This window comes from Agromyces neolithicus (genome assembly GCF_039529735.1).
Classification (GTDB): domain Bacteria; phylum Actinomycetota; class Actinomycetes; order Actinomycetales; family Microbacteriaceae; genus Agromyces; species Agromyces neolithicus.
Window position 1 is genome coordinate 19,034 of the sequence record NZ_BAAANJ010000006.1, and the last position, 16,864, is coordinate 35,897.

Below are 16,864 nucleotides of genomic sequence, written 5' to 3' on the forward strand. Positions count from 1 at the left end.
GTCAGCGATCGGCCTGCTCGACCGCGGCGGACTCCTCGGCGAAACCCCCGCCGAGCGCGCTGCGCTGGCGCCCGCGGACGCCCATGTCGAGCACGCCGATCGCGAACGCGATGGCCACGAGCACCGCGACCGCGAGCATGCCGTAGGCGTACGCATCGCGGTAGACCGCCAGGTCGGGAGTGCCGCTGGACTCGTTGTAGATGGTCGAGTAGAACAGCGACAACGTGATCGCGGTGCCGATGGCCGTGCCGACGCGCTGGCCGAGCTGTCCGACCGAGCCGGCGAGTCCGCCCTGCTTCACTGGCACGTCGGCCAACGCGAGCGTCTGGTTCGGAGAGATGACGAAGCCGCCGCCCGCCCCGCTGAAGATCATGGCGATGGCCATCGCCCACGGCGTGAGCTCGGGCGGCGTGACGAACGCGACGAGCACCGACAGGCCGATTCCGACGAGCAGCAGCACGAGGCCCCAGACGACGAGAGGTCGCCCGAGACGGTTGACGAGGTTGCCGCCGATCCACGACGTGACCGCGCTGACGAGCGCGAACCCGATCGTGACCATGCCCGCGTAGACCGCCGCGAGCCCCAGCCCATGCTGCAGGTAGAGCGTCGTGAGCAGGAACATCGGCGGCAGAGCCGTGAAGTACACGCTCGAGAGCGCGGTGCCGTTGCGATACGAGCTGATGCCGAACAGGCCGAGCGGTACGAGTGGATGCTTGCCGGTCGCCGCGTAACGCCGCTCCCACACGAGGAACGCGGTGAACGCGAACACGAACACAACGAGCACCCACCACCGGCTCGGGTCGTCGTCGGGCGAGCCCGTCGTGAACAGGAACGGCCACATGAGCGAGACGACGCTGATGCCGAAGAGCACGAGGCCGACGGGGTCGAGTGAGAGCGGCTTGCCCGACGGATGCCGCGTCACGGGCAGCAACCAGATGGCGAGGGCGATGGCGGCGAGGGAGAGGGGCACGTTGATCCAGAAGATGCCGCGCCAGCCGTCCTCGGGTCCGCCGAGCGCGATCATGAGCCCGCCGAGCGTGGGCCCGAACGCGGTCGCGAGGCCGATGGTCGCGCCGAACAACCCGAACGCCTTGCCGCGCTCTTCACCCCGGAAGAGCTCTTGGATGAGTCCGAGCACCTGCGGCATCTGGATGCCCGCCGCGACGCCCTGCACGAGTCGCGCGATGAGCAGCACCGCCGCGTTCGGCGCGAGCGCGGCGACCAGACTCGTGAGGGTGAAGAGGCTGAGGCCGACGATGAAGAGCGTCTTGCGGGAGCGCTGGTCGCCGATGCGACCGGCCGGAACGAGGGTGAGCCCGAACGTGAGCACGTAGCCCGCGACGATGAGCTGCAGCTCGGTCGAGCCGGCGTTGAACGCCTCTTCGATGGCGGGCAGGCCGACGTTGACCTTCGAAAGATCCATGATCGTGAGCGCCGCGACCGCCACGCACACCCAGTACGCACGCCAGCGGTGTTGTTCTGAGATCGGGATCGACCGGGTGGCAGGTGCGTCAGTCATCGTGATTCAGCCTACGCCCGCGCGGTGCGATGCCCGGGCGCGAGTCGCGCTCATGCATCGATCGCCGCCACGGGCACGCAGGGAACCACGAAGGCCGGCACTCAGTGAGCACCGGCCCCGGAATCTGTGGACCCAGGGGGATTCGAACCCCCGACCTTCTCATTGCGAACGAGACGCGCTACCAACTGCGCCATGGGCCCGAGCGAGAACGAGCCTATCATCCCGCGCGGGCTGACTCAGACCACCCCGCGTGCGTCACGACCGCGCCGCGAAACGCTGCTCAGCCGACCGCACGGCGACGGCGCAGCACGGCGTCGAGGTCGTTGAGCGCCGGCTCGGCATCGTCGACGATGCCCATGCGGGCGTATGGGTTGGCCGGTTCGCTCGCGGCCGGCTCGGCCGATGGCGATGCCGCTGCGGATGCCGCGGGGCGCAGCTTCGGCACGTCGGGTGCGAGCTGCTCGGCGCGGCGCGCGACCGCTGCCGCCGCCTCGGCCTTCTTGAGCTCGGCGGCCGCCTCGATCGACGCCATCGCCGTCGCCGCGATCGTGCCACGCGAGAGGTGCAGGGGGCGCGGCAACGGCTGTGGGGTCCAGCCTTCGTCGGCAGTCGACGCGGGCAGGTCGATGGGTTCGAACGACTCGGAGGCGACGGCGACGGGCGCCGTGACCGACGCACCGTGAACGCGTACCCGTGCGAGCGCGACGATGCCGGCGAATGCCGCCACCGCCACTCCCCCGGCGATCGCGGCGATGAGCAGAGTCGCCCCGAACGCCGCGGCGATGAGAGCGCCGACGAGCGTGAGCAGCGCTGTCAACAGGGTCAGCGAGCACGCCGCGCGCTTGCGCCGAAGCGAGCGCCTCGCCGCGCGTGCGGCGAGCAGCGTGGCGTCGGCACCGACGCCGGCCCCAGACCCGGCGACCGCCCCTGCGGCAGCCACGACCGCGATGGGCTCGGTGACGGGGGCATGGGCGGCCATCGCCACAGCGGCTCGCGCGCGCGCCGCCTCGGCCGCGTCTTCGGCCTCGTGCCGCTCGGCGATCGCCAGCCGCTCGGCCGCCTCGGCCGCGAGCCGCGCCGTCTGCTGCTGCTCGTGCAGGATGCGCTGCTGTGACGCGACCTCACGGGCCGTCGCCTCGATGCGCACGGGCTCGGGCGTCTCGGCGGTCTCGGCGAGGATGCGAAGGGTCTGCTGCAGACGCACCGCGTTGCGTTCGGTGGCGAGGTACTGGCGCCTGCCGAGCCAGCTCGGCAGCAGGTACGCGATCCACAAGGCAGCGGCCACCGCGACCAGGATCCCCCCGCCGATCACATCCATGCGACAACGGTAGGACACCAGCGTAGGCATGGCCTCGCAGGCACGGGCGTGTTCAGCGATCGGCGAGCGGCAGAGGATGCCCCGAGGCGGCGCGATCGCTGTCGGGGACGCGCGCGACGTCGGTCGGCACCCTGCCCTCGTGCCATCGGCGCAGCACCCCGCGGGGCACCTCTTCGGTCACGAGGCCGAACGCGAAGTGGTCGCGCCAGTCGCCATTGATGTGGATGTACCGCCGCCGGAACCCCTCGTACCGGAACCCGAGCTTCTCGACGACCCGCAGCGACGGCCCGTTCTCGGGGCGGATGCAGATCTCCATTCGGTGCAGCCGCAGCACGCCGAAGCAGTAGTCGGTGGCGAGCGCCACCGCGGTGGGAGTGATGCCGCGCCCCGCGACATCCTGCGAGACCCAATAACCGATCGTCGCCGACGACAGCGAGCCATACGCGATCGACGAGACGTTCAGCTGGCCCACCAGCTCACCGTCGGCCTCGATGATGAACGGCAGGGCGTGCCCCGAACGCGCGTGCGCCAGCAGGTTGCGGATGCTCGCGCGCGTGTCGATGACCGTGCCGCCGCCCGGGTAGGTCGCCTCCCACTGGCGCAGCCAGCTGCGATTGGCGATCAGCACCTTCTCGAGCGCCTTCGCGTCGCGCGCCCGGATGGGTCGGAGCGTGACGTCGCCGTCGCGCAGCGTCGGCACGGCGGCAGCGGACATCGTCAGTCCTTCTGCAGCTGGGCGGCGTACTCGATGAGCCAGGGCCGCAGGTCGGGCCCGAGGTCGTCGCGGTCGCTCGCGAGCTGCACGACGGCCTTGATGTAGTCGAGCTTGTCGCCCGTGTCGTAACGGCGCCCGCGGAAGACCACGCCGTAGACGCCGCCGGTGCCGGCGACGTCACCGGCCATGGTCATGAGCGCATCGGTCAGCTGGATCTCGCCGCCCTTGCCGGGTGGCGTGTTCGCGAGGATGCCGAACACCTCGGGCCTGAGCACGTACCGACCGATGACCGCGTAGTTCGACGGTGCCACCTCTTTGGCCGGCTTCTCGACCATGCCGGTGATGCGCACGACATCGGGGTCATCGGTGGTCTCGACGGCGGCGGCGCCGTACAGGTGGATGGAATCGGGGTCGACCTCGAGCAACGCCACGATCGACGCATCGCGCTTGACCTGCTCGTCGAGCATGCGCGTGAGCAGTTCGTCGCGTGCGTCGATGATGTCGTCGCCGAGCAGCACGGCGAACGGCTCGTCGCCGACGTGCATGTGCGCGCGGTGCACCGCGTGGCCGAGCCCCTTGGGGTCGCCCTGCCGCACGTAGTGCATGTCGGCGAGCTCGGTCGACTCGTTGACCTTCTCGAGCTTGGCGGTGTCACCCTTCCTCTCGAGCGTCGCCTCGAGCTCGGCGACGCGGTCGAAGTGGTTCTCGAGTGCGTTCTTGTTGCGGCCCGTGATCATGAGCACATCGGTGAGGCCGGCGTTCACGGCCTCTTCGACGACGTACTGGATGGCCGGCTTGTCGACGACAGGCAGCATTTCTTTCGGCATCGCCTTCGTGGCCGGAAGGAATCGCGTGCCGAGGCCGGCCGCCGGGATGACGGCCTTCGTGATGCGTCTGGTCATCCACACAGCGTATCCGGATGTCCCGGCGCGGCGTACGCCGTGACGCTGCGGCCTAGGATGTGTGCCATGCCCGAGGATCCCGACGTCCAGAAGCGCATCCTGCGCGCCGAGCTCCGCGAGCGCCGCCAGAACCTGTCGAGTCGCGAGCGCGAGCTCGCCACCGAGGGCTTCACGTCGCGGCTGCAGGAGCTCATCGGCTCGACCGAGGCGCAGTCGATCTCGTGCTACCTCTCGATGCCGTCCGAGCCCGACACCCGCCCGTTCGTGAACTGGGCCGAGGCACGGGGCATCCGCGTGCTGTTCCCAGTGACGCGTGAAGACGGCCTGCTCGACTGGACCGTCGGCGAGGACGAGATCGAGACCCTGGGCCTGCACGGCACGCCCGAGGCGGCCGGCGAACTGCTCGGCCCGATGGCCGTCAACGACGTCGACCTCATCATCGTGCCCGCCGCCGCGATCGATTCCAGCGGCATGCGCCTCGGCTGGGGACGCGGCTATTTCGACAAGACCCTCGGTTCGATGGGAAAATGTCCTCCGGTGTATGCCGTGGTCTTCGACAGCGAGTTCGTCGAGCACGTGCCGCGCGAAGTCCACGACCAGGCCGTGAACGGCGTCGTGACGCCGACGCGCATCATCGCGTTCTGACCGGAATCCGCCGGTCGCCGATCGGAGATCCCCATGCCCACGTATTCCTATCGCTGCACTGAGTGCGACAACGCATTCGACATCCACCAGGCGTTCACCGACGACTCCCTCACGGTGTGCGACGTCTGCGGCGGCAAGCTGCGCAAGCTGTTCAACACCATCGGGGTCACGTTCAACGGCTCGGGGTTCTACCGCACCGACTCGCGCGGCTCGTCGAACGAGGGTTCCCGGAGCCCGTCGAAGGGAAGTGACGGGTCGGGCCATTCGACAGGCTCAGGCGGCTCGGGGGGCTCGGGGGGCTCAGGCGGCTCAGGCGGCTCAGGGGGCTCAGGCGGCTCGGGCGGCACGGGCGAAAAAAGTGCGAGTTCCTCACCATCGGCGGGCGCATCCTCCACTACCGTGTGAAACGCACGGGCCGCACCCGCCGCGGCCGGGCGAACTGGGAGGGAACATGCTGCAAGGCTTCAAGGAATTCATCACCCGGGGCAACGTCATCGACCTCGCGGTCGCGGTCGTCATCGGCGCCGCGTTCACCGCGGTCGTCGGTTCGATCGTCGACGGTCTCGTCAATCCGCTGATCGGCCTGCTGTTCAACGCCGACAGCCTGAACACGGCGATGATCCTGCAGATCGGCAATGCGAAGTTCACGTTCGGTGCCGTACTCGCCGCGATCATCACGTTCCTCGCGGTCGCGCTCGTCGTGTACCTCGTGTTCGTGCTGCCCATGAACAAGTACCGCGAGCACCAGGCGGCGAAGATCGCCGCGGGCGAGCCGACCGATGAGCCGCCCACCGAGACCCAGCTGCTCGAGCAGATCCGCGACCTGCTCGCCGAGCAGCGCGGGGTGCAGCAGGGGCGTCACACCGATTAGGTCTGCCGCCAGTGAGGGGGTCGGTCTCGGGTCAGGCGATCATCGTCGGATGACCCGGGCCGGCCCTTCTTCGTCGCCGCAGGCGTCTCGGGGTCGGGCGCCGGCTCCTGCCCGACCGGTGCCTCGGGCGACGGATCGGTGCCGGGCGCGGGTGTGAGACGCGCCCGGCGAGCGCGGCCCGGGGCGCGCTCGACCCGCTGACGCGGTGCGGGCGTGTCGTCGGTCATCGCCGCGTGGTCGCGGTGGTCTCGTCGGCGGGCGTGGGTGCGTCGGGCTTGCCGAGCAGCGCTGCCACCCGAGCCGCGACCGCGTCGGGATTGCCGAACAACTCGAAGCTGTGCACGCGCAGGTAGTGCCACCCGAGACGGCGCAGCACGTCAGGGCGAAGGCGCAGCGACTCGCGCAGGCTGAGCCCGGCGAGGGCGTCATCGGTCTCGACGACCACGGCTTTGCCCGAGTAGGCGGCCGCGAGCGCCAGCCGGCCGCGGTGGCCGACACTGACCCGGATGCCGCGCTTCTCGAGCCGCCGGCCGAGATCATGCAGCATCGACGGGGCTGCCGCACTGTCGTCGGAGTCGGCCTGGCGCGCCTCGGTCTGAGTGAGGATGTTCGCGAGCGCGAGCACCCCGTGCCGCTGGCGGCCCTCATCGATGTCGTCGGGCCGGAATGCCGAGACCAGGTCCATCGAACGCCGCGCCCGCGTCATGCCGACGGCGAGCAGCCGATCTCCGCCGGGCTCTCCGAGCGAGCCGAAGTTCGAGAGCAGCCGGCCGTGCGGCGTGCGGCCGTAGCCCACAGAGAAGATGACCCGGTCGCGACTCTGGGCGACCGCCTGCTCGAGCGTGAGCACCGTGAACGGCTCGGCGCGGTCTTTCAGGATGAAATCCGAAAGGTCGGTGCGCTTGGCGAATGCCGCGAGCACTGCCTGGTGCACCCGGGCGGCGTGGCGCGCGCTCGCCGTGATCACCATGAGCGACTCGCGAGGACGCTTGACGGCATGCTCCATGACGAGCTCGACGACCTTCGTGACCTCGGAGTCGGTCGACTCGACCGTTCCGGTCACCGCATCGGGCAGCCCGTTGCCCTGCACGTAGTGCAGGCCCAGGCTGCCGTGGCCGAGGAAGCTGCCCGCCCACGGCAGCGAGACGATGCGTCCGGCGTAGAAACGCCGGTTGACGAGTTCGGCGAGGTCTTCGCCGCCCGCACGGTAGCTGCGGGTGAGGGTGAGCGTGGGGAGGAGTTCGCCGAGTCGGGCGAGCGCCGAGTCGGCGTGCAGCGCGTCGACTCCGTGATCGGTCGAGCGTTCTGTCGGATGCTCCACATCGTCGATCCCCGTCTCGAAGAGCGTGGGGGTCTGCGTGACGGGATCGCCGAACGCCACCACCTGTTTCGCCCGACGGATGGCCCCGAGGTTCTCGGCGATCGTCGTGGCCCCGGCATCGACGAGGATCACGGTGTCGAACCGGATCTCGTCGTCGACCGCGGCGACCTCGTACGGCGATGCGAGCCACACGGGTGCGAGCACACGGAAGAGGTGCGGGGTCGACTCGAGCAGTGCGTCGATGCGCACCCGCTCGCCGCGGAGTATGCGCTTCAGGGCGTGCGCCTCTTCGGGGTGGTCGACGAGCGCGACCTTCCAGTTCTCGGCCAGGCGCCACGCCAGCAGTGGCCCGGCCGCCGACGCGTGCGCTTCGTCGACCAGTCGGAAGTCGGCTTCGAGCCGGTCGAGCACCGTCGTGTTCGCGCCGAGCAGCGCCTTCTCACCGGCGAGCACCGACTCGAGCACCGATTGCCACCACGCGAGCTCGAGTTCGTCGGCGACGCCTCCCTCGCGGACGTGCCGCTTCGAGAGGTCGACGAGCAGCGGATCGAGGCCGAGATCACGCAGGCGGCTGAGGATCGCGGTGCGTTCCTGCAGGTTCGACAGCACCTCGGACTCGGCGGCGAGTCCGGCGAGCATCGCAACGAGTTCGCGAACAGGCCGAGCGGCGAGCTGGCGTGAAGTGCCGGTGATGCCCAGCGGCGCGTCGAGCACGGCGAGGTCGTTCGAGACGCGCTGGAACGCGACGTGGACGTCGTCGATGCCGACCGGCACACCCGGGATCGCCCCTGCCTCCGAGTAGCGGTGCCACAGGGTGCGCTGCTGCTGGATGCCCCGCAGCGCGGAATGCAGGTCGGTGACGTGCACCCCCGGGCGCACGTACTCGAGCGCGTGTCGACGCAGCCGCCTGCGGTTCGCGCCCGACATGCCCGCCGATTCGCGACGAGGCGCGGTCGCGGCGATGAGCTCGCCGAGCGGCCGGTCGTAGACCGACGGGTGGAATCGGTCGAGGGTCTCGCGCACGTCGAGGAGGAGCCTGAGGAACACGCCGAGTTCGGCGATCGACTCGAACTCGCGCAGTCGCGTCTGCGCGATGAGCGCTCGTCCGCGCTCGAGCAGCCGCGGCACCTCGACCTCGTTCAGACGCTGTGCGAGATGGTGGGCCTTGGTCGCCTCTTCGGACGTAGTGAACGCGGCGCCGTACCATGGCGAGTCACCCGGTCCATAGCGGAACTCGCCGAGGGCAGCGGCGCGCGCGAGATCGCGGGCCACCCGGTCGCGACCGGTCGCGAGCGCGACGAGCGCCCCATGTTCGAGCCTGGCCGTCGTCGAAGGCGGCACGGGCGACAGCGCGAGCCGGGCGAGCTCGCCCAGTGCGTCGAGCACCGACACGTGCAGCTCGGGGTCGCGGCGCGTGAGCGCCCTGCGGTAGTCGAGCAGCACCTTGCGCAGGCGCACGAGGGCATCGTCGACGTCGGCAACGCGAGCACGTTCGACCTTCTCGTTGCGCGAGATCGACTGGATCAGCTCGCGTCGCAGACCCGACGTCGTGACCGCGGCGCCCCCGAGCCCGACCTGTCCGAGGCGATGAGCGATGCCGTCGAGGCTCGCCCGGCGCGAGCCGACGATCAGTACCCGCTTGTCGCCGGCGACGAGCGCGCCGACGGCGTTCACGATGGTCTGGGTCCCGCCGGTGCCCGGAAGGGTCTTCACGACGACCGACGCGCCCGACTGGATCTCGGCGATGACCTGCTCCTGCTCAGGGTCGGCGTCGAGCAGCAGTGTGTCGGTCGAGGGGGGCCGCTCATCCTGGGCGACGGGCTTGGTGCCTTCGCCCCGTGCCGCGGTGACGGCGGCGCGTGCGGCCGGGTTGCCGGCGAGCGCGTCGATGACGGGGTGCTCGAGCTTCGCGGCATCGGCCGCCATCGCGGGCCCCACCTCGGCGAACGACGACACGACGAGCCTCGGCGCGACGCTGAACCATGGCAGGTGGCTCGTGAGACCGCGCAGCCGATCGATGACGGGCTGTGGCTTGAAGACGCCGTTCGTGATCGCAAGTGCAACGAAGGCATCGGCGTCGAGCGTGATCTGGAACTGCTCGCGCAGCTCGCGCGCGAGCGCAGGGTTCAGGAACGGCTGCCCCTTGAGCTTCAGCTCGAAGTCGCGCCCGTAACGGCGGATCGCGAGCGGGCGCAACAGCACCGGAGCGAGGAACTCGTCGCCCGAGTTGCGCCACGATGCGAGACCGATCGCCAGATGCACCGATTCGATGCCGCGCACTGAGCGCAGCTCGATGCCCTTCTGCGTGATCTCGGCCGCTGCGAGCCGCGCGTTGCGCAGCGCAAGCTCGTCGCGGATCAGGCTGGAGAGCAGCGTCGACTTGCCGGTGATGAACTGCGGCAGTCCGCCGGGATGGGTCGTTGACAGCTCGATGCGGGTGCGCGGGGTGTCGGCGAAGCGCACGAGCGGCGAGCGGCCGCCCACCGCCTCGAGCTCGGAGATCCAGCGCCGCCAGGCGGGTTCGGCGACATTGCCGGCGACGAGCTCGGGGTCGCCGAGGCTCACGGTGTGGGGGCTCGTGGTGTGTTCGGGCATGGTCTCTGGAGTCAGTTCGCCGGCGGCAGCATCGGCCCGCCCTTCGGGGATCTCGTCCCCGTCATCGTTCCGATCCAGCCGCCACACACCGACACCCTAAGTCGAAACCCGCGAAATCCTCGGAAGCATCGCCGCATGCGGCCCGGTTCCGACCTCGCCCATTTTGCATCCGCAGGCGAGGCCGCCGGTGATCGGAGGTAGCCTCGAAGTATCCGTACGACGAGAAGGATTCCGATGCGCTCCATGACCCCGGCCGACGTGAACGCCATCGACGGCGCCGTCATCGTCGATGTGCGCGAACCCCGCGAGCACGAGCAGGCACGCGTCGAGGGCACCATCGACATCCCCCTCGGCGAACTCGTCGAGCGCATCGACGAGGTGCCGCGCGACACCACCGTCTACGTGCTGTGCCACGTCGGTGGGCGCAGCGCACAGGCCGCGCAGTACCTCGAGGCGCAGGGCTTCGACGCCGTCAACATCGACGGCGGCATCGTCGAGTGGTACCGGGCGGGCCTGCCCGTCGCGGTCGGCAACTGATCACCCCGCGGCTCAGCCGGCGGCGGTGAACTCCAGGCCGTGCGCGGTCGCGACGCCCTCGTTCGTGAGCCGGCCGGCCGTCGCGTTCAGGCCCTTTGCGAGCGCGGGGTCGGCGGCGAGTGCGGCCCGCCAGCCGAGGTCGGCGATCTTCAGGGTGTACGGAAGCGTCGAGTTCGTCAGCGCCGGGGTCGAGGTCGCCGGCACCGCGCCGGGCATGTTCGCGACGCAGTAGAAGATGGCGTCGTGCACGCGGAACGTCGGGTCGGCGTGGGTCGTCGCATGCGAGCCCTCGAAACAGCCGCCCTGGTCGATCGCGATGTCGACGAGCACCGAGCCCGGCTTCATGCCGGCGACCATCTCGTCGGTGACGACCTTCGGTGCAGCGGCGCCCGGCACCAGCACGGCGCCGATGACGAGGTCGGCGTCCTTCAGCTGCCGCGCGATCTCGTAGGGCGACGAGGCGAGGGTGTGGATGCGGTGGTCGTAGCGGGCATCGATCTCGCGCAGCTTCGGCAGCGAGATGTCGAACACCGTGACGTCGGCGCCGAGGCCGAGCGCGGTCGCCGCGGCCTGCTCGCCCGCGACACCGCCGCCGATCACGACGACCTTCGCCGGGCTCGTTCCGGGCACGCCGGCCATCAGCACGCCGCGGCCGCCACGCGAGGCGAGCAGCTCGGCGGCGCCGACCTGCGGCGCGAGCCGACCCGCGACCTCGCTCATGGGGGTGAGCAGCGGCAGCGACCGGTCGGCGAGCTGCACCGTCTCGTAGGCGATCGCCGTGACGCCCGAGTCGAGGATCGCCCGGGTCAGCGGCAGGTCGGCGGCGAGGTGCAGGTACGTGAAGAGGGTGAGGTCTTCACGCAGGAACCCGTACTCGGCCGCGATCGGCTCTTTCACCTTGAGCACGAGCTCGGCCGACCACGCCTCTTCGGCCGTGGCGACGATGTGGGCGCCGGCGACGGCGTACTCGTCGTCGGAGAAGCCCGCGCCCGCTCCCGCTCCCGACTGGATGTCGACGCGGTGGCCGCGGCTCGCGAGCGCGTGCACGCCGGCGGGCGTCATGGCGACGCGGAATTCGTTGTTCTTGATCTCAGTGGGCACGCCGATGTGCATGATGACTCCGAAGACTGTGTGGATGTTGAAGACAATTTTCGCCGCATGTTCGCTTGTTCGAAACCAATTCCGTCGATAATTCGGTAATGTTGCGACATCCGATGCAATCATGCGACCTGAGGGCATTTCATTGACCGATTCACCGCAGATCAGCGCCCCGGGCACCGATCCCACCGCATACGTGCTCGACGCGATCGACCGGCAGATCATCGCCCGGCTGCACGAGAACGCCCGCACGCCCAACGTCGACCTCGCCCGCGAGGTCGGGGTGTCACCCTCGACGTGCCTCGCTCGCGTGCGGTCGCTGCGCGAGCGCGGCGTCATCGTGCGCTACACGGCCGAGATCAACCCCGAAGCGCTCGGGTATCACCTGCAGGCGCTCGTGAGCGTGCGCATCCGCCCGGGCGCGCGGCACCTCATGGAGCAGATCTCCGACGAGCTGCGCACCCAGCCCGAGGTCGCGCAGCTGTTCTTCCTCGGTGGCAGCGAAGACTTCCTCATCCACGTGCGGGTGCGCGACAGCGCCCACGTGCGCGAGTTCGTGCTGAAGAACCTCTCGGCGAACCCCGCCGTCGCACTCACTGAGACCAACCTCGTGTTCGAGCACCACACCGCACTCTCGGCGGGGCTGCGCACCGTTCTCTGACCACTGCCCACGCGACTCCGATATCGAGTGGGCACTCGTCGTCCTGAATCCACCCCGATCTGGACGACGACTGCCCACTCGGTGTCTCGACGGCATGAGCGCGACCGGTCAGCGGCGCACCGGAAGGATCTCGGACAGGTCGAGGCCCGCCGGCGACTCGAGCTGGTCGTAGGTGCAGCTCTCGGGCGTGCGATCGGTGCGCCAGCGGCGGAACTGCGCCGTGTGCCGGAACCGGTCGCCCTCCATCTGGTCGTAGGCGACCTCGACGACGAGTTCGGGCCGAAGCGGCACGAACGAGAGGTTCTTGCCCGCCGACCAGCGGCTCACCGCACCGGGCATGCGAGTGTTCGCGTGCGCTTCCTGGTCGGCCCAGTCGCCCCACGGATGCCGCGACAGGTCGGTCTCGACGAGCGGCTCGAGCTCGGCGACCAGACTCGCGCGCCGCGCCATCGGGAACGATGCGGCGACCCCGACGTGGTGCAACCGGCCGTCGTCGCCGTAGAGCCCGAGCAGCAGCGACCCGACGATGCCGCCCGACTTGTGCCACCGGAACCCGGCGACCACGCAGTCGGCCGTGCGATCGTGCTTGACCTTGAACATCGTGCGCTTGTCGGGTTGATAGGTGCCGTCGAGCGGTTTCGCGACCACTCCGTCGAGGCCTGCGCCCTCGAACCGGGTGAACCAGTCGTTCGCCTCTGCGAGGTCGGCCGTGGCAGGCGTGATGAACACCGGGTCGGCCGCACCCGACGCGGTGAGCGCCTCGACGAGCATGCGGCGCCGCTCGCCGAACGGCCGGCCCATGAGATCGTCGTCGCCGAGCGCCAGCAGGTCGAACGCGACGAACGATGCCGGCGTCGACTCGGCGAGCATCGTGACGCGACTCGCGGCCGGGTGGATGCGCTGCTGCAGCACCTCGAACTCGAGCTGGCCGTCGCGCACGAGAATGATCTCGCCGTCGACCACGCACCGCTCGGGCAGGTTCACGCGCAGCGCCTCGACGAGCTCGGGGAAGTACCGCGTCATCGGGCGCTCGTTGCGGCTGCCGAGCTCGACCTCGTCGCCGTCGCGGAAGACGATCGTGCGGAACCCGTCCCACTTGGGTTCGACGTGCCCGACGTCGGGGATCGCCTTCACCGCCTTCGAGAGCATCGGCTTGACCGGCGGCATCACGGGGAGGTCCATGCGACCATCATGCTGCGCAGCGGCCGTGAGCGCAGCCCCGGGCGACCGCCGATGTGCGCGAGGTCAGTGGAAGGTGCGAGCATTGAAGGATGCCTGTCGACTCCGCGTTCCCCCTCGTCGAGGAGTTGCAGGTGGCCCGCCTCGTGGGGCCGCTCGCGCTCAGCCGCGGGCGCACGATCCTGAAGGCCGGTGCGGTCGACTCGCTCCTCTGGGATCCGGCGCGGCTGCGGCTGACCGCCGATGTGCAGGGCACAGCGCCTTCGCCCTACCGCGTGCAGGTCAACCTCGACCTCGGCCGGCCCGACCGAGTCGCGATCCTGGGCGCCGGCTGCAGCTGCCCGGTGAGCCTCAACTGCAAGCATGTCGCCGCAGTGCTGCTGGCGAGCGGCGAACGTCACGTCGACGACCGTCGTCGAGCCGATGCCGCGCGCTCGGCCCCCGAGGTTGCGGTCGTCACCGATTGGCGTGACGAGCTCGCCGCGCTGGCCGGCGGCGGGCGCACGACGCCCTCCGTCGCCACCGCTCCCCTCGCGCTGCAGTTCGAACTGCGCGAGCGGGTCTCACGAGGGCCGAACCGTTGGCAGGGCCCGCGCGACGCGCCCGCGGCGAGCGCGGCGTCGGTCGACCGGCTGGCCGTGCGGCCCGTCACCCGCGGGGCCCGCGGCGGGTGGATCAAGGGTTCGCTCACGTGGCAGAACATCGGCTTCCAGGGCGCCGCGAACGGATTCGACCCGTCGCAGGCACGATGGTTCGCCGAGTTCTCGGCCCTGAAGGGCGCCCGGCACGCGGGCTTCGCCGACTACGGTTCGTCGTGGATCTCGCTCGACGAGTTCGAGAGCCCCACCCTCTGGCCGTTGTTCGAGCAGGCTTCGGCACTCGGCGTCGCCCTGGTCGGCACGAACGCAAGGTCGACCGTGTCGGTCGCGTCGCACGCATCGATCGGCCTCGACGCGACGCGCGAGCACGGCGACGGTGGCGACAGCGACGGGCCGCGCACGACCGGCGACAGCGGCGACAGCGGCGACGTCGGCGACCTGCTGCTGGCGACGACCGTGCGCATCGACGACCTCTCGGTGCCGACCGAGCGCGCCCGCCTCATCGGCTCGCATGGCGTGTACGCCTTCGACTTCGCACAGGGCACGATCGTGCTCGCTCCCCTTCCCGGCCGCATCACCGACGCGCAGCGCGCCGCGGTCAGCCGCCGCGAGCCGGTGCGCATTCCCGCCGACGAGGTCGCATCGTTCGTCACCGACCACTACTCGGCGCTCGCCCGATCGCTGCGCGTCGAGAGCCGCGACGCGAGCTTCGAACTGCCGCCGCTCGAGCCCGCCACCCTCGTGCTCACCGCCACGCACGAGCCGAACCACGTCATGCGACTCGATTGGGCGTGGCAGCGCGACGGCGGCGACCGCCTGCCGGTCGACGCGCCCGACGCCGAGTTCCACGACCCCGAGGGCGAGCGCGCCGTCGCCGCCCATGCCGTCGCCATCCTCGCCGACGACGATGCCGGAGCGCCGTTGCTCACCCGCGATGCCGACCCGCGCCTGCGCTCGGGCTTCGCGCTGCGCGGCCTCGAGGCGGCCGAGTTCGGCGCCCGCCTGCTCCCGATGCTCGCTGAGCTCGATCGCCTGCGGGTCGAGACCGTGGGCGAAGCGCCCGCCTACCGCGAGCTCGTCGAAGCGCCCAAGCTCACGGTGAGCGCGGTCGAGAGCGAGCGTACCGACTGGTTCGACCTCGGGGTCATCGTCACGGTCGAAGGCAAGAAGGTACCGTTCGGGCCGCTGTTCAGCGCGCTCTCGCACGGCCGCAAGAAGCTGCTGCTCATCGACGGCAGCTACCTCTCCCTGGCACATCCGGTGTTCGAGCCGCTGCGCGAGCTGATCGACGAGGCCGGCTCGCTGCACGAGTGGGAGACGGGTGTCGCCATCCATCGCTCGCAGGCGAGTCTCTGGTCGGAGTTCGAGGACCTCGCCGACGAGTCCGAATCGGCGGTGTCGTGGCGCAAGACCGTCGCAGGCCTGAACAACCCCGGCGGCATCGAGCCGGTCGCCCCGCCGGCGGGGCTCGCGCTCGAACTGCGCCCCTACCAGCTCGAGGGGTTCCGCTGGCTCGCGTTCCTGCACCGGCACGGGCTCGGCGGCATCCTCGCCGACGACATGGGCCTCGGCAAGACCGCGCAGACGCTCGCGCTGATGGCGCACGCGATCGAGCGATCGGATGTCCCGTCCCCGCCGTTCCTCGTCGTCGCGCCGACCTCGGTCGTCTCGAACTGGGCGACCGAGGCCGCCCGATTCGTGCCCGGCTTGCGCGTGACGACCGTCGGCGCGACCCAGGCAGCAAGCGGGCGGCGCATCGCCGACCTGGCCGCGGGCACCGACATCGTCGTGACGAGCTACGCCATCCTGCGGCTCGACGCCGACGCGTTCGCCGCGCTCGACTGGTCGGGGCTCGTGCTCGACGAAGCCCAGTTCGTGAAGAACGGTGCATCGAAGGCCAATGCCGCGGCACGGGACATCCGTGCGCCCTTCAGGCTCGCGGTCACCGGCACGCCCGTCGAGAACAATCTGATGGAGTTGTGGGCGCTCATGAAGATCGTGGCGCCCGGACTGTTCCCCTCTGCGCGCGCGTTCGCCGAGCGCTACCGCCGGCCGATCGAGAACGACCACAACACCGAGCGGCTGGCGCGCCTGCGGCGACGCATCCGCCCGCTCGTGCTGCGCCGCACGAAAGAGATCGTCGCCCCCGAGCTTCCCGAGAAGCAGGAGCAGGTGCTCACGGTCGCGCTCGACCCGGGCCACCGCCGCATCTACGACACGTTCCTGCAGCGTGAGCGGCAGAAGCTGCTCGGGCTCATCGACGACCTCGACCGCAACCGGTTCACCGTGTTCCGCTCGCTCACGCTGCTGCGCATGCTGAGCCTGCACGCCGGCCTCATCGACGGCGAGCAGTACGCCGAGGTGCCGTCGGCCAAGCTCGACGCACTGTTCGAGCAGCTCGACGAGGTCATCGCCGAGGGGCACCGAGCGCTCGTGTTCAGCCAGTTCACGTCGTTCCTGCAGTTGGCCGCCGCCCGACTCGACGCGGCGGGCGTGCCCTACGCGTACCTCGACGGATCGACCCGCCGGCGCAGCGAGGTCATCGACGGGTTCCGCACGGGCCGGTCGCCGGTATTCCTCATCAGCCTGAAGGCCGGCGGGTTCGGGTTGAACCTCACCGAGGCCGACTACGTGTTCCTGCTCGACCCGTGGTGGAACCCGGCCAGCGAGGCCCAGGCGGTCGACCGCGTCCACCGCATCGGACAGGCGAAGACCGTGATGGTCTACCGCATGGTCGCCGAGGGCACGATCGAAGAGAAGGTCATGGCGCTGAAGGCCAAGAAGGCCGCGCTCGTCTCGTCGCTCATGGACGACGACGAGTTGTTCAGCGAGTCGCTCTCGGCCGACGACATCCGCGGGCTCATCGAGGGGTGAGCGATCGCGCTCGGCCGGGCGATTCAAACG

14 protein-coding genes and 1 tRNA gene are annotated in these 16,864 nt (G+C 70.2%); 6 read left to right on the forward strand and 9 right to left on the reverse strand.

Going from position 1 to position 16,864, the window contains the following annotated elements; all coding sequences use genetic code 11:
• Window position 1 precedes the first annotated feature (1 nt).
• From ABD164_RS08910 to galU, 5 genes are all read right to left on the reverse strand, one after another.
• The gene (locus tag ABD164_RS08910) at window positions 2-1,519 is read right to left on the reverse strand and encodes an MFS transporter (protein WP_344295508.1); all 1,518 of its coding nucleotides are present in this window, start codon (window positions 1,517-1,519) and stop codon (window positions 2-4) included.
• A gap of 127 nt (window positions 1,520-1,646) precedes the next feature.
• Window positions 1,647-1,719: transfer RNA gene (locus ABD164_RS08915), tRNA-Ala, on the reverse strand.
• Between the two features lie 80 nt (window positions 1,720-1,799).
• On the reverse strand, window positions 1,800-2,837 hold the full coding sequence (locus tag ABD164_RS08920; RefSeq protein ID WP_344295509.1) for a hypothetical protein: 1,038 nt from the start codon (window positions 2,835-2,837) through the stop codon (window positions 1,800-1,802).
• Window positions 2,838-2,889: 52 nt separating this feature from the next.
• Complete coding sequence (locus ABD164_RS08925) at window positions 2,890-3,552, reverse strand: GNAT family N-acetyltransferase (RefSeq protein ID WP_344295510.1); 663 nt, start codon at window positions 3,550-3,552, stop codon at window positions 2,890-2,892.
• A 2-nt stretch (window positions 3,553-3,554) separates the two neighbouring features.
• On the reverse strand, window positions 3,555-4,454 hold the full coding sequence (gene galU, locus ABD164_RS08930; RefSeq protein ID WP_344295511.1) for a UTP--glucose-1-phosphate uridylyltransferase GalU: 900 nt from the start codon (window positions 4,452-4,454) through the stop codon (window positions 3,555-3,557).
• A 66-nt stretch (window positions 4,455-4,520) separates the two neighbouring features.
• Between galU and ABD164_RS08935 the strand changes: the two genes are divergently transcribed.
• Genes ABD164_RS08935 through mscL form a run of 3 tightly spaced genes read left to right on the forward strand, consistent with a single transcriptional unit; the run spans window position 4,521 to window position 5,970 of the window.
• The gene (locus tag ABD164_RS08935) at window positions 4,521-5,099 is read left to right on the forward strand and encodes a 5-formyltetrahydrofolate cyclo-ligase (protein ID WP_344295512.1); all 579 of its coding nucleotides are present in this window, start codon (window positions 4,521-4,523) and stop codon (window positions 5,097-5,099) included.
• Between the two features lie 33 nt (window positions 5,100-5,132).
• Window positions 5,133-5,504: an FmdB family zinc ribbon protein gene (locus ABD164_RS08940; RefSeq protein WP_344295513.1), complete on the forward strand. Its 372-nt coding sequence runs from the start codon at window positions 5,133-5,135 to the stop codon at window positions 5,502-5,504.
• A gap of 46 nt (window positions 5,505-5,550) precedes the next feature.
• Window positions 5,551-5,970: a large conductance mechanosensitive channel protein MscL gene (mscL, locus tag ABD164_RS08945; protein WP_344295514.1), complete on the forward strand. Its 420-nt coding sequence runs from the start codon at window positions 5,551-5,553 to the stop codon at window positions 5,968-5,970.
• On the opposite strand, the gene ABD164_RS08950 is transcribed toward mscL, so the two are convergent.
• Both ABD164_RS08950 and ABD164_RS08955 read right to left on the reverse strand, forming a co-directional pair.
• Window positions 5,967-6,197, reverse strand: coding sequence for a hypothetical protein (locus tag ABD164_RS08950; RefSeq protein ID WP_344295516.1), 231 nt, complete (start codon window positions 6,195-6,197; stop codon window positions 5,967-5,969). The two genes, mscL and ABD164_RS08950, sit on opposite strands and share 4 nt — an antisense overlap.
• Window positions 6,194-9,973, reverse strand: a complete 3,780-nt coding sequence (locus ABD164_RS08955; protein ID WP_425545931.1) for an AAA family ATPase — start codon at window positions 9,971-9,973, stop codon at window positions 6,194-6,196. Before ABD164_RS08955 ends, ABD164_RS08950 begins: the two co-directional genes overlap by 4 nt.
• Window positions 9,974-10,120: 147 nt before the next feature.
• Here ABD164_RS08955 and ABD164_RS08960 point away from each other — a divergent pair, with 147 nt between their 5' ends.
• On the forward strand, window positions 10,121-10,423 hold the full coding sequence (locus ABD164_RS08960) for a rhodanese-like domain-containing protein (RefSeq protein WP_344295517.1): 303 nt from the start codon (window positions 10,121-10,123) through the stop codon (window positions 10,421-10,423).
• Between the two features lie 12 nt (window positions 10,424-10,435).
• Here ABD164_RS08960 and ald read toward each other — a convergent pair whose 3' ends face one another.
• Complete coding sequence (gene ald, locus ABD164_RS08965) at window positions 10,436-11,536, reverse strand: alanine dehydrogenase (RefSeq protein WP_344295518.1); 1,101 nt, start codon at window positions 11,534-11,536, stop codon at window positions 10,436-10,438.
• A 130-nt stretch (window positions 11,537-11,666) separates the two neighbouring features.
• Between ald and ABD164_RS08970 the strand changes: the two genes are divergently transcribed.
• Window positions 11,667-12,182, forward strand: a complete 516-nt coding sequence (locus tag ABD164_RS08970) for an Lrp/AsnC family transcriptional regulator (protein WP_344295520.1) — start codon at window positions 11,667-11,669, stop codon at window positions 12,180-12,182.
• Window positions 12,183-12,290: 108 nt separating this feature from the next.
• On the opposite strand, the gene ABD164_RS08975 is transcribed toward ABD164_RS08970, so the two are convergent.
• Window positions 12,291-13,364 (reverse strand): ATP-dependent DNA ligase, encoded by a 1,074-nt coding sequence (locus ABD164_RS08975; protein WP_344295522.1) that lies wholly within the window; start codon window positions 13,362-13,364, stop codon window positions 12,291-12,293.
• An 89-nt stretch (window positions 13,365-13,453) separates the two neighbouring features.
• Between ABD164_RS08975 and ABD164_RS08980 the strand changes: the two genes are divergently transcribed.
• Window positions 13,454-16,834 carry a DEAD/DEAH box helicase gene (locus ABD164_RS08980; protein WP_344295524.1) on the forward strand — a complete coding sequence of 1,127 codons (3,381 nt, stop codon included), beginning with the start codon at window positions 13,454-13,456 and terminating at the stop codon, window positions 16,832-16,834.
• Window positions 16,835-16,864 lie beyond the last annotated feature (30 nt).

What these genes read in the sequence shown, in the direction of transcription:
- ABD164_RS08910 (WP_344295508.1), bottom strand. Translation starts at nt 1,519, where the DNA reads ATGACTGACGCACCTGCCACCCGGTCGATCCCGATCTCAGAACAACAC.
- ABD164_RS08920 (WP_344295509.1), bottom strand. Translation starts at nt 2,837, where the DNA reads ATGGATGTGATCGGCGGGGGGATCCTGGTCGCGGTGGCCGCTGCCTTG.
- ABD164_RS08925 (WP_344295510.1), bottom strand. Translation starts at nt 3,552, where the DNA reads ATGTCCGCTGCCGCCGTGCCGACGCTGCGCGACGGCGACGTCACGCTC.
- galU (WP_344295511.1), bottom strand. Translation starts at nt 4,454, where the DNA reads ATGACCAGACGCATCACGAAGGCCGTCATCCCGGCGGCCGGCCTCGGC.
- ABD164_RS08935 (WP_344295512.1), top strand. Translation starts at nt 4,521, where the DNA reads ATGCCCGAGGATCCCGACGTCCAGAAGCGCATCCTGCGCGCCGAGCTC.
- ABD164_RS08940 (WP_344295513.1), top strand. Translation starts at nt 5,133, where the DNA reads ATGCCCACGTATTCCTATCGCTGCACTGAGTGCGACAACGCATTCGAC.
- mscL (WP_344295514.1), top strand. Translation starts at nt 5,551, where the DNA reads ATGCTGCAAGGCTTCAAGGAATTCATCACCCGGGGCAACGTCATCGAC.
- ABD164_RS08950 (WP_344295516.1), bottom strand. Translation starts at nt 6,197, where the DNA reads ATGACCGACGACACGCCCGCACCGCGTCAGCGGGTCGAGCGCGCCCCG.
- ABD164_RS08960 (WP_344295517.1), top strand. Translation starts at nt 10,121, where the DNA reads ATGCGCTCCATGACCCCGGCCGACGTGAACGCCATCGACGGCGCCGTC.
- ald (WP_344295518.1), bottom strand. Translation starts at nt 11,536, where the DNA reads ATGCACATCGGCGTGCCCACTGAGATCAAGAACAACGAATTCCGCGTC.
- ABD164_RS08975 (WP_344295522.1), bottom strand. Translation starts at nt 13,364, where the DNA reads ATGGACCTCCCCGTGATGCCGCCGGTCAAGCCGATGCTCTCGAAGGCG.
- ABD164_RS08980 (WP_344295524.1), top strand. Translation starts at nt 13,454, where the DNA reads ATGCCTGTCGACTCCGCGTTCCCCCTCGTCGAGGAGTTGCAGGTGGCC.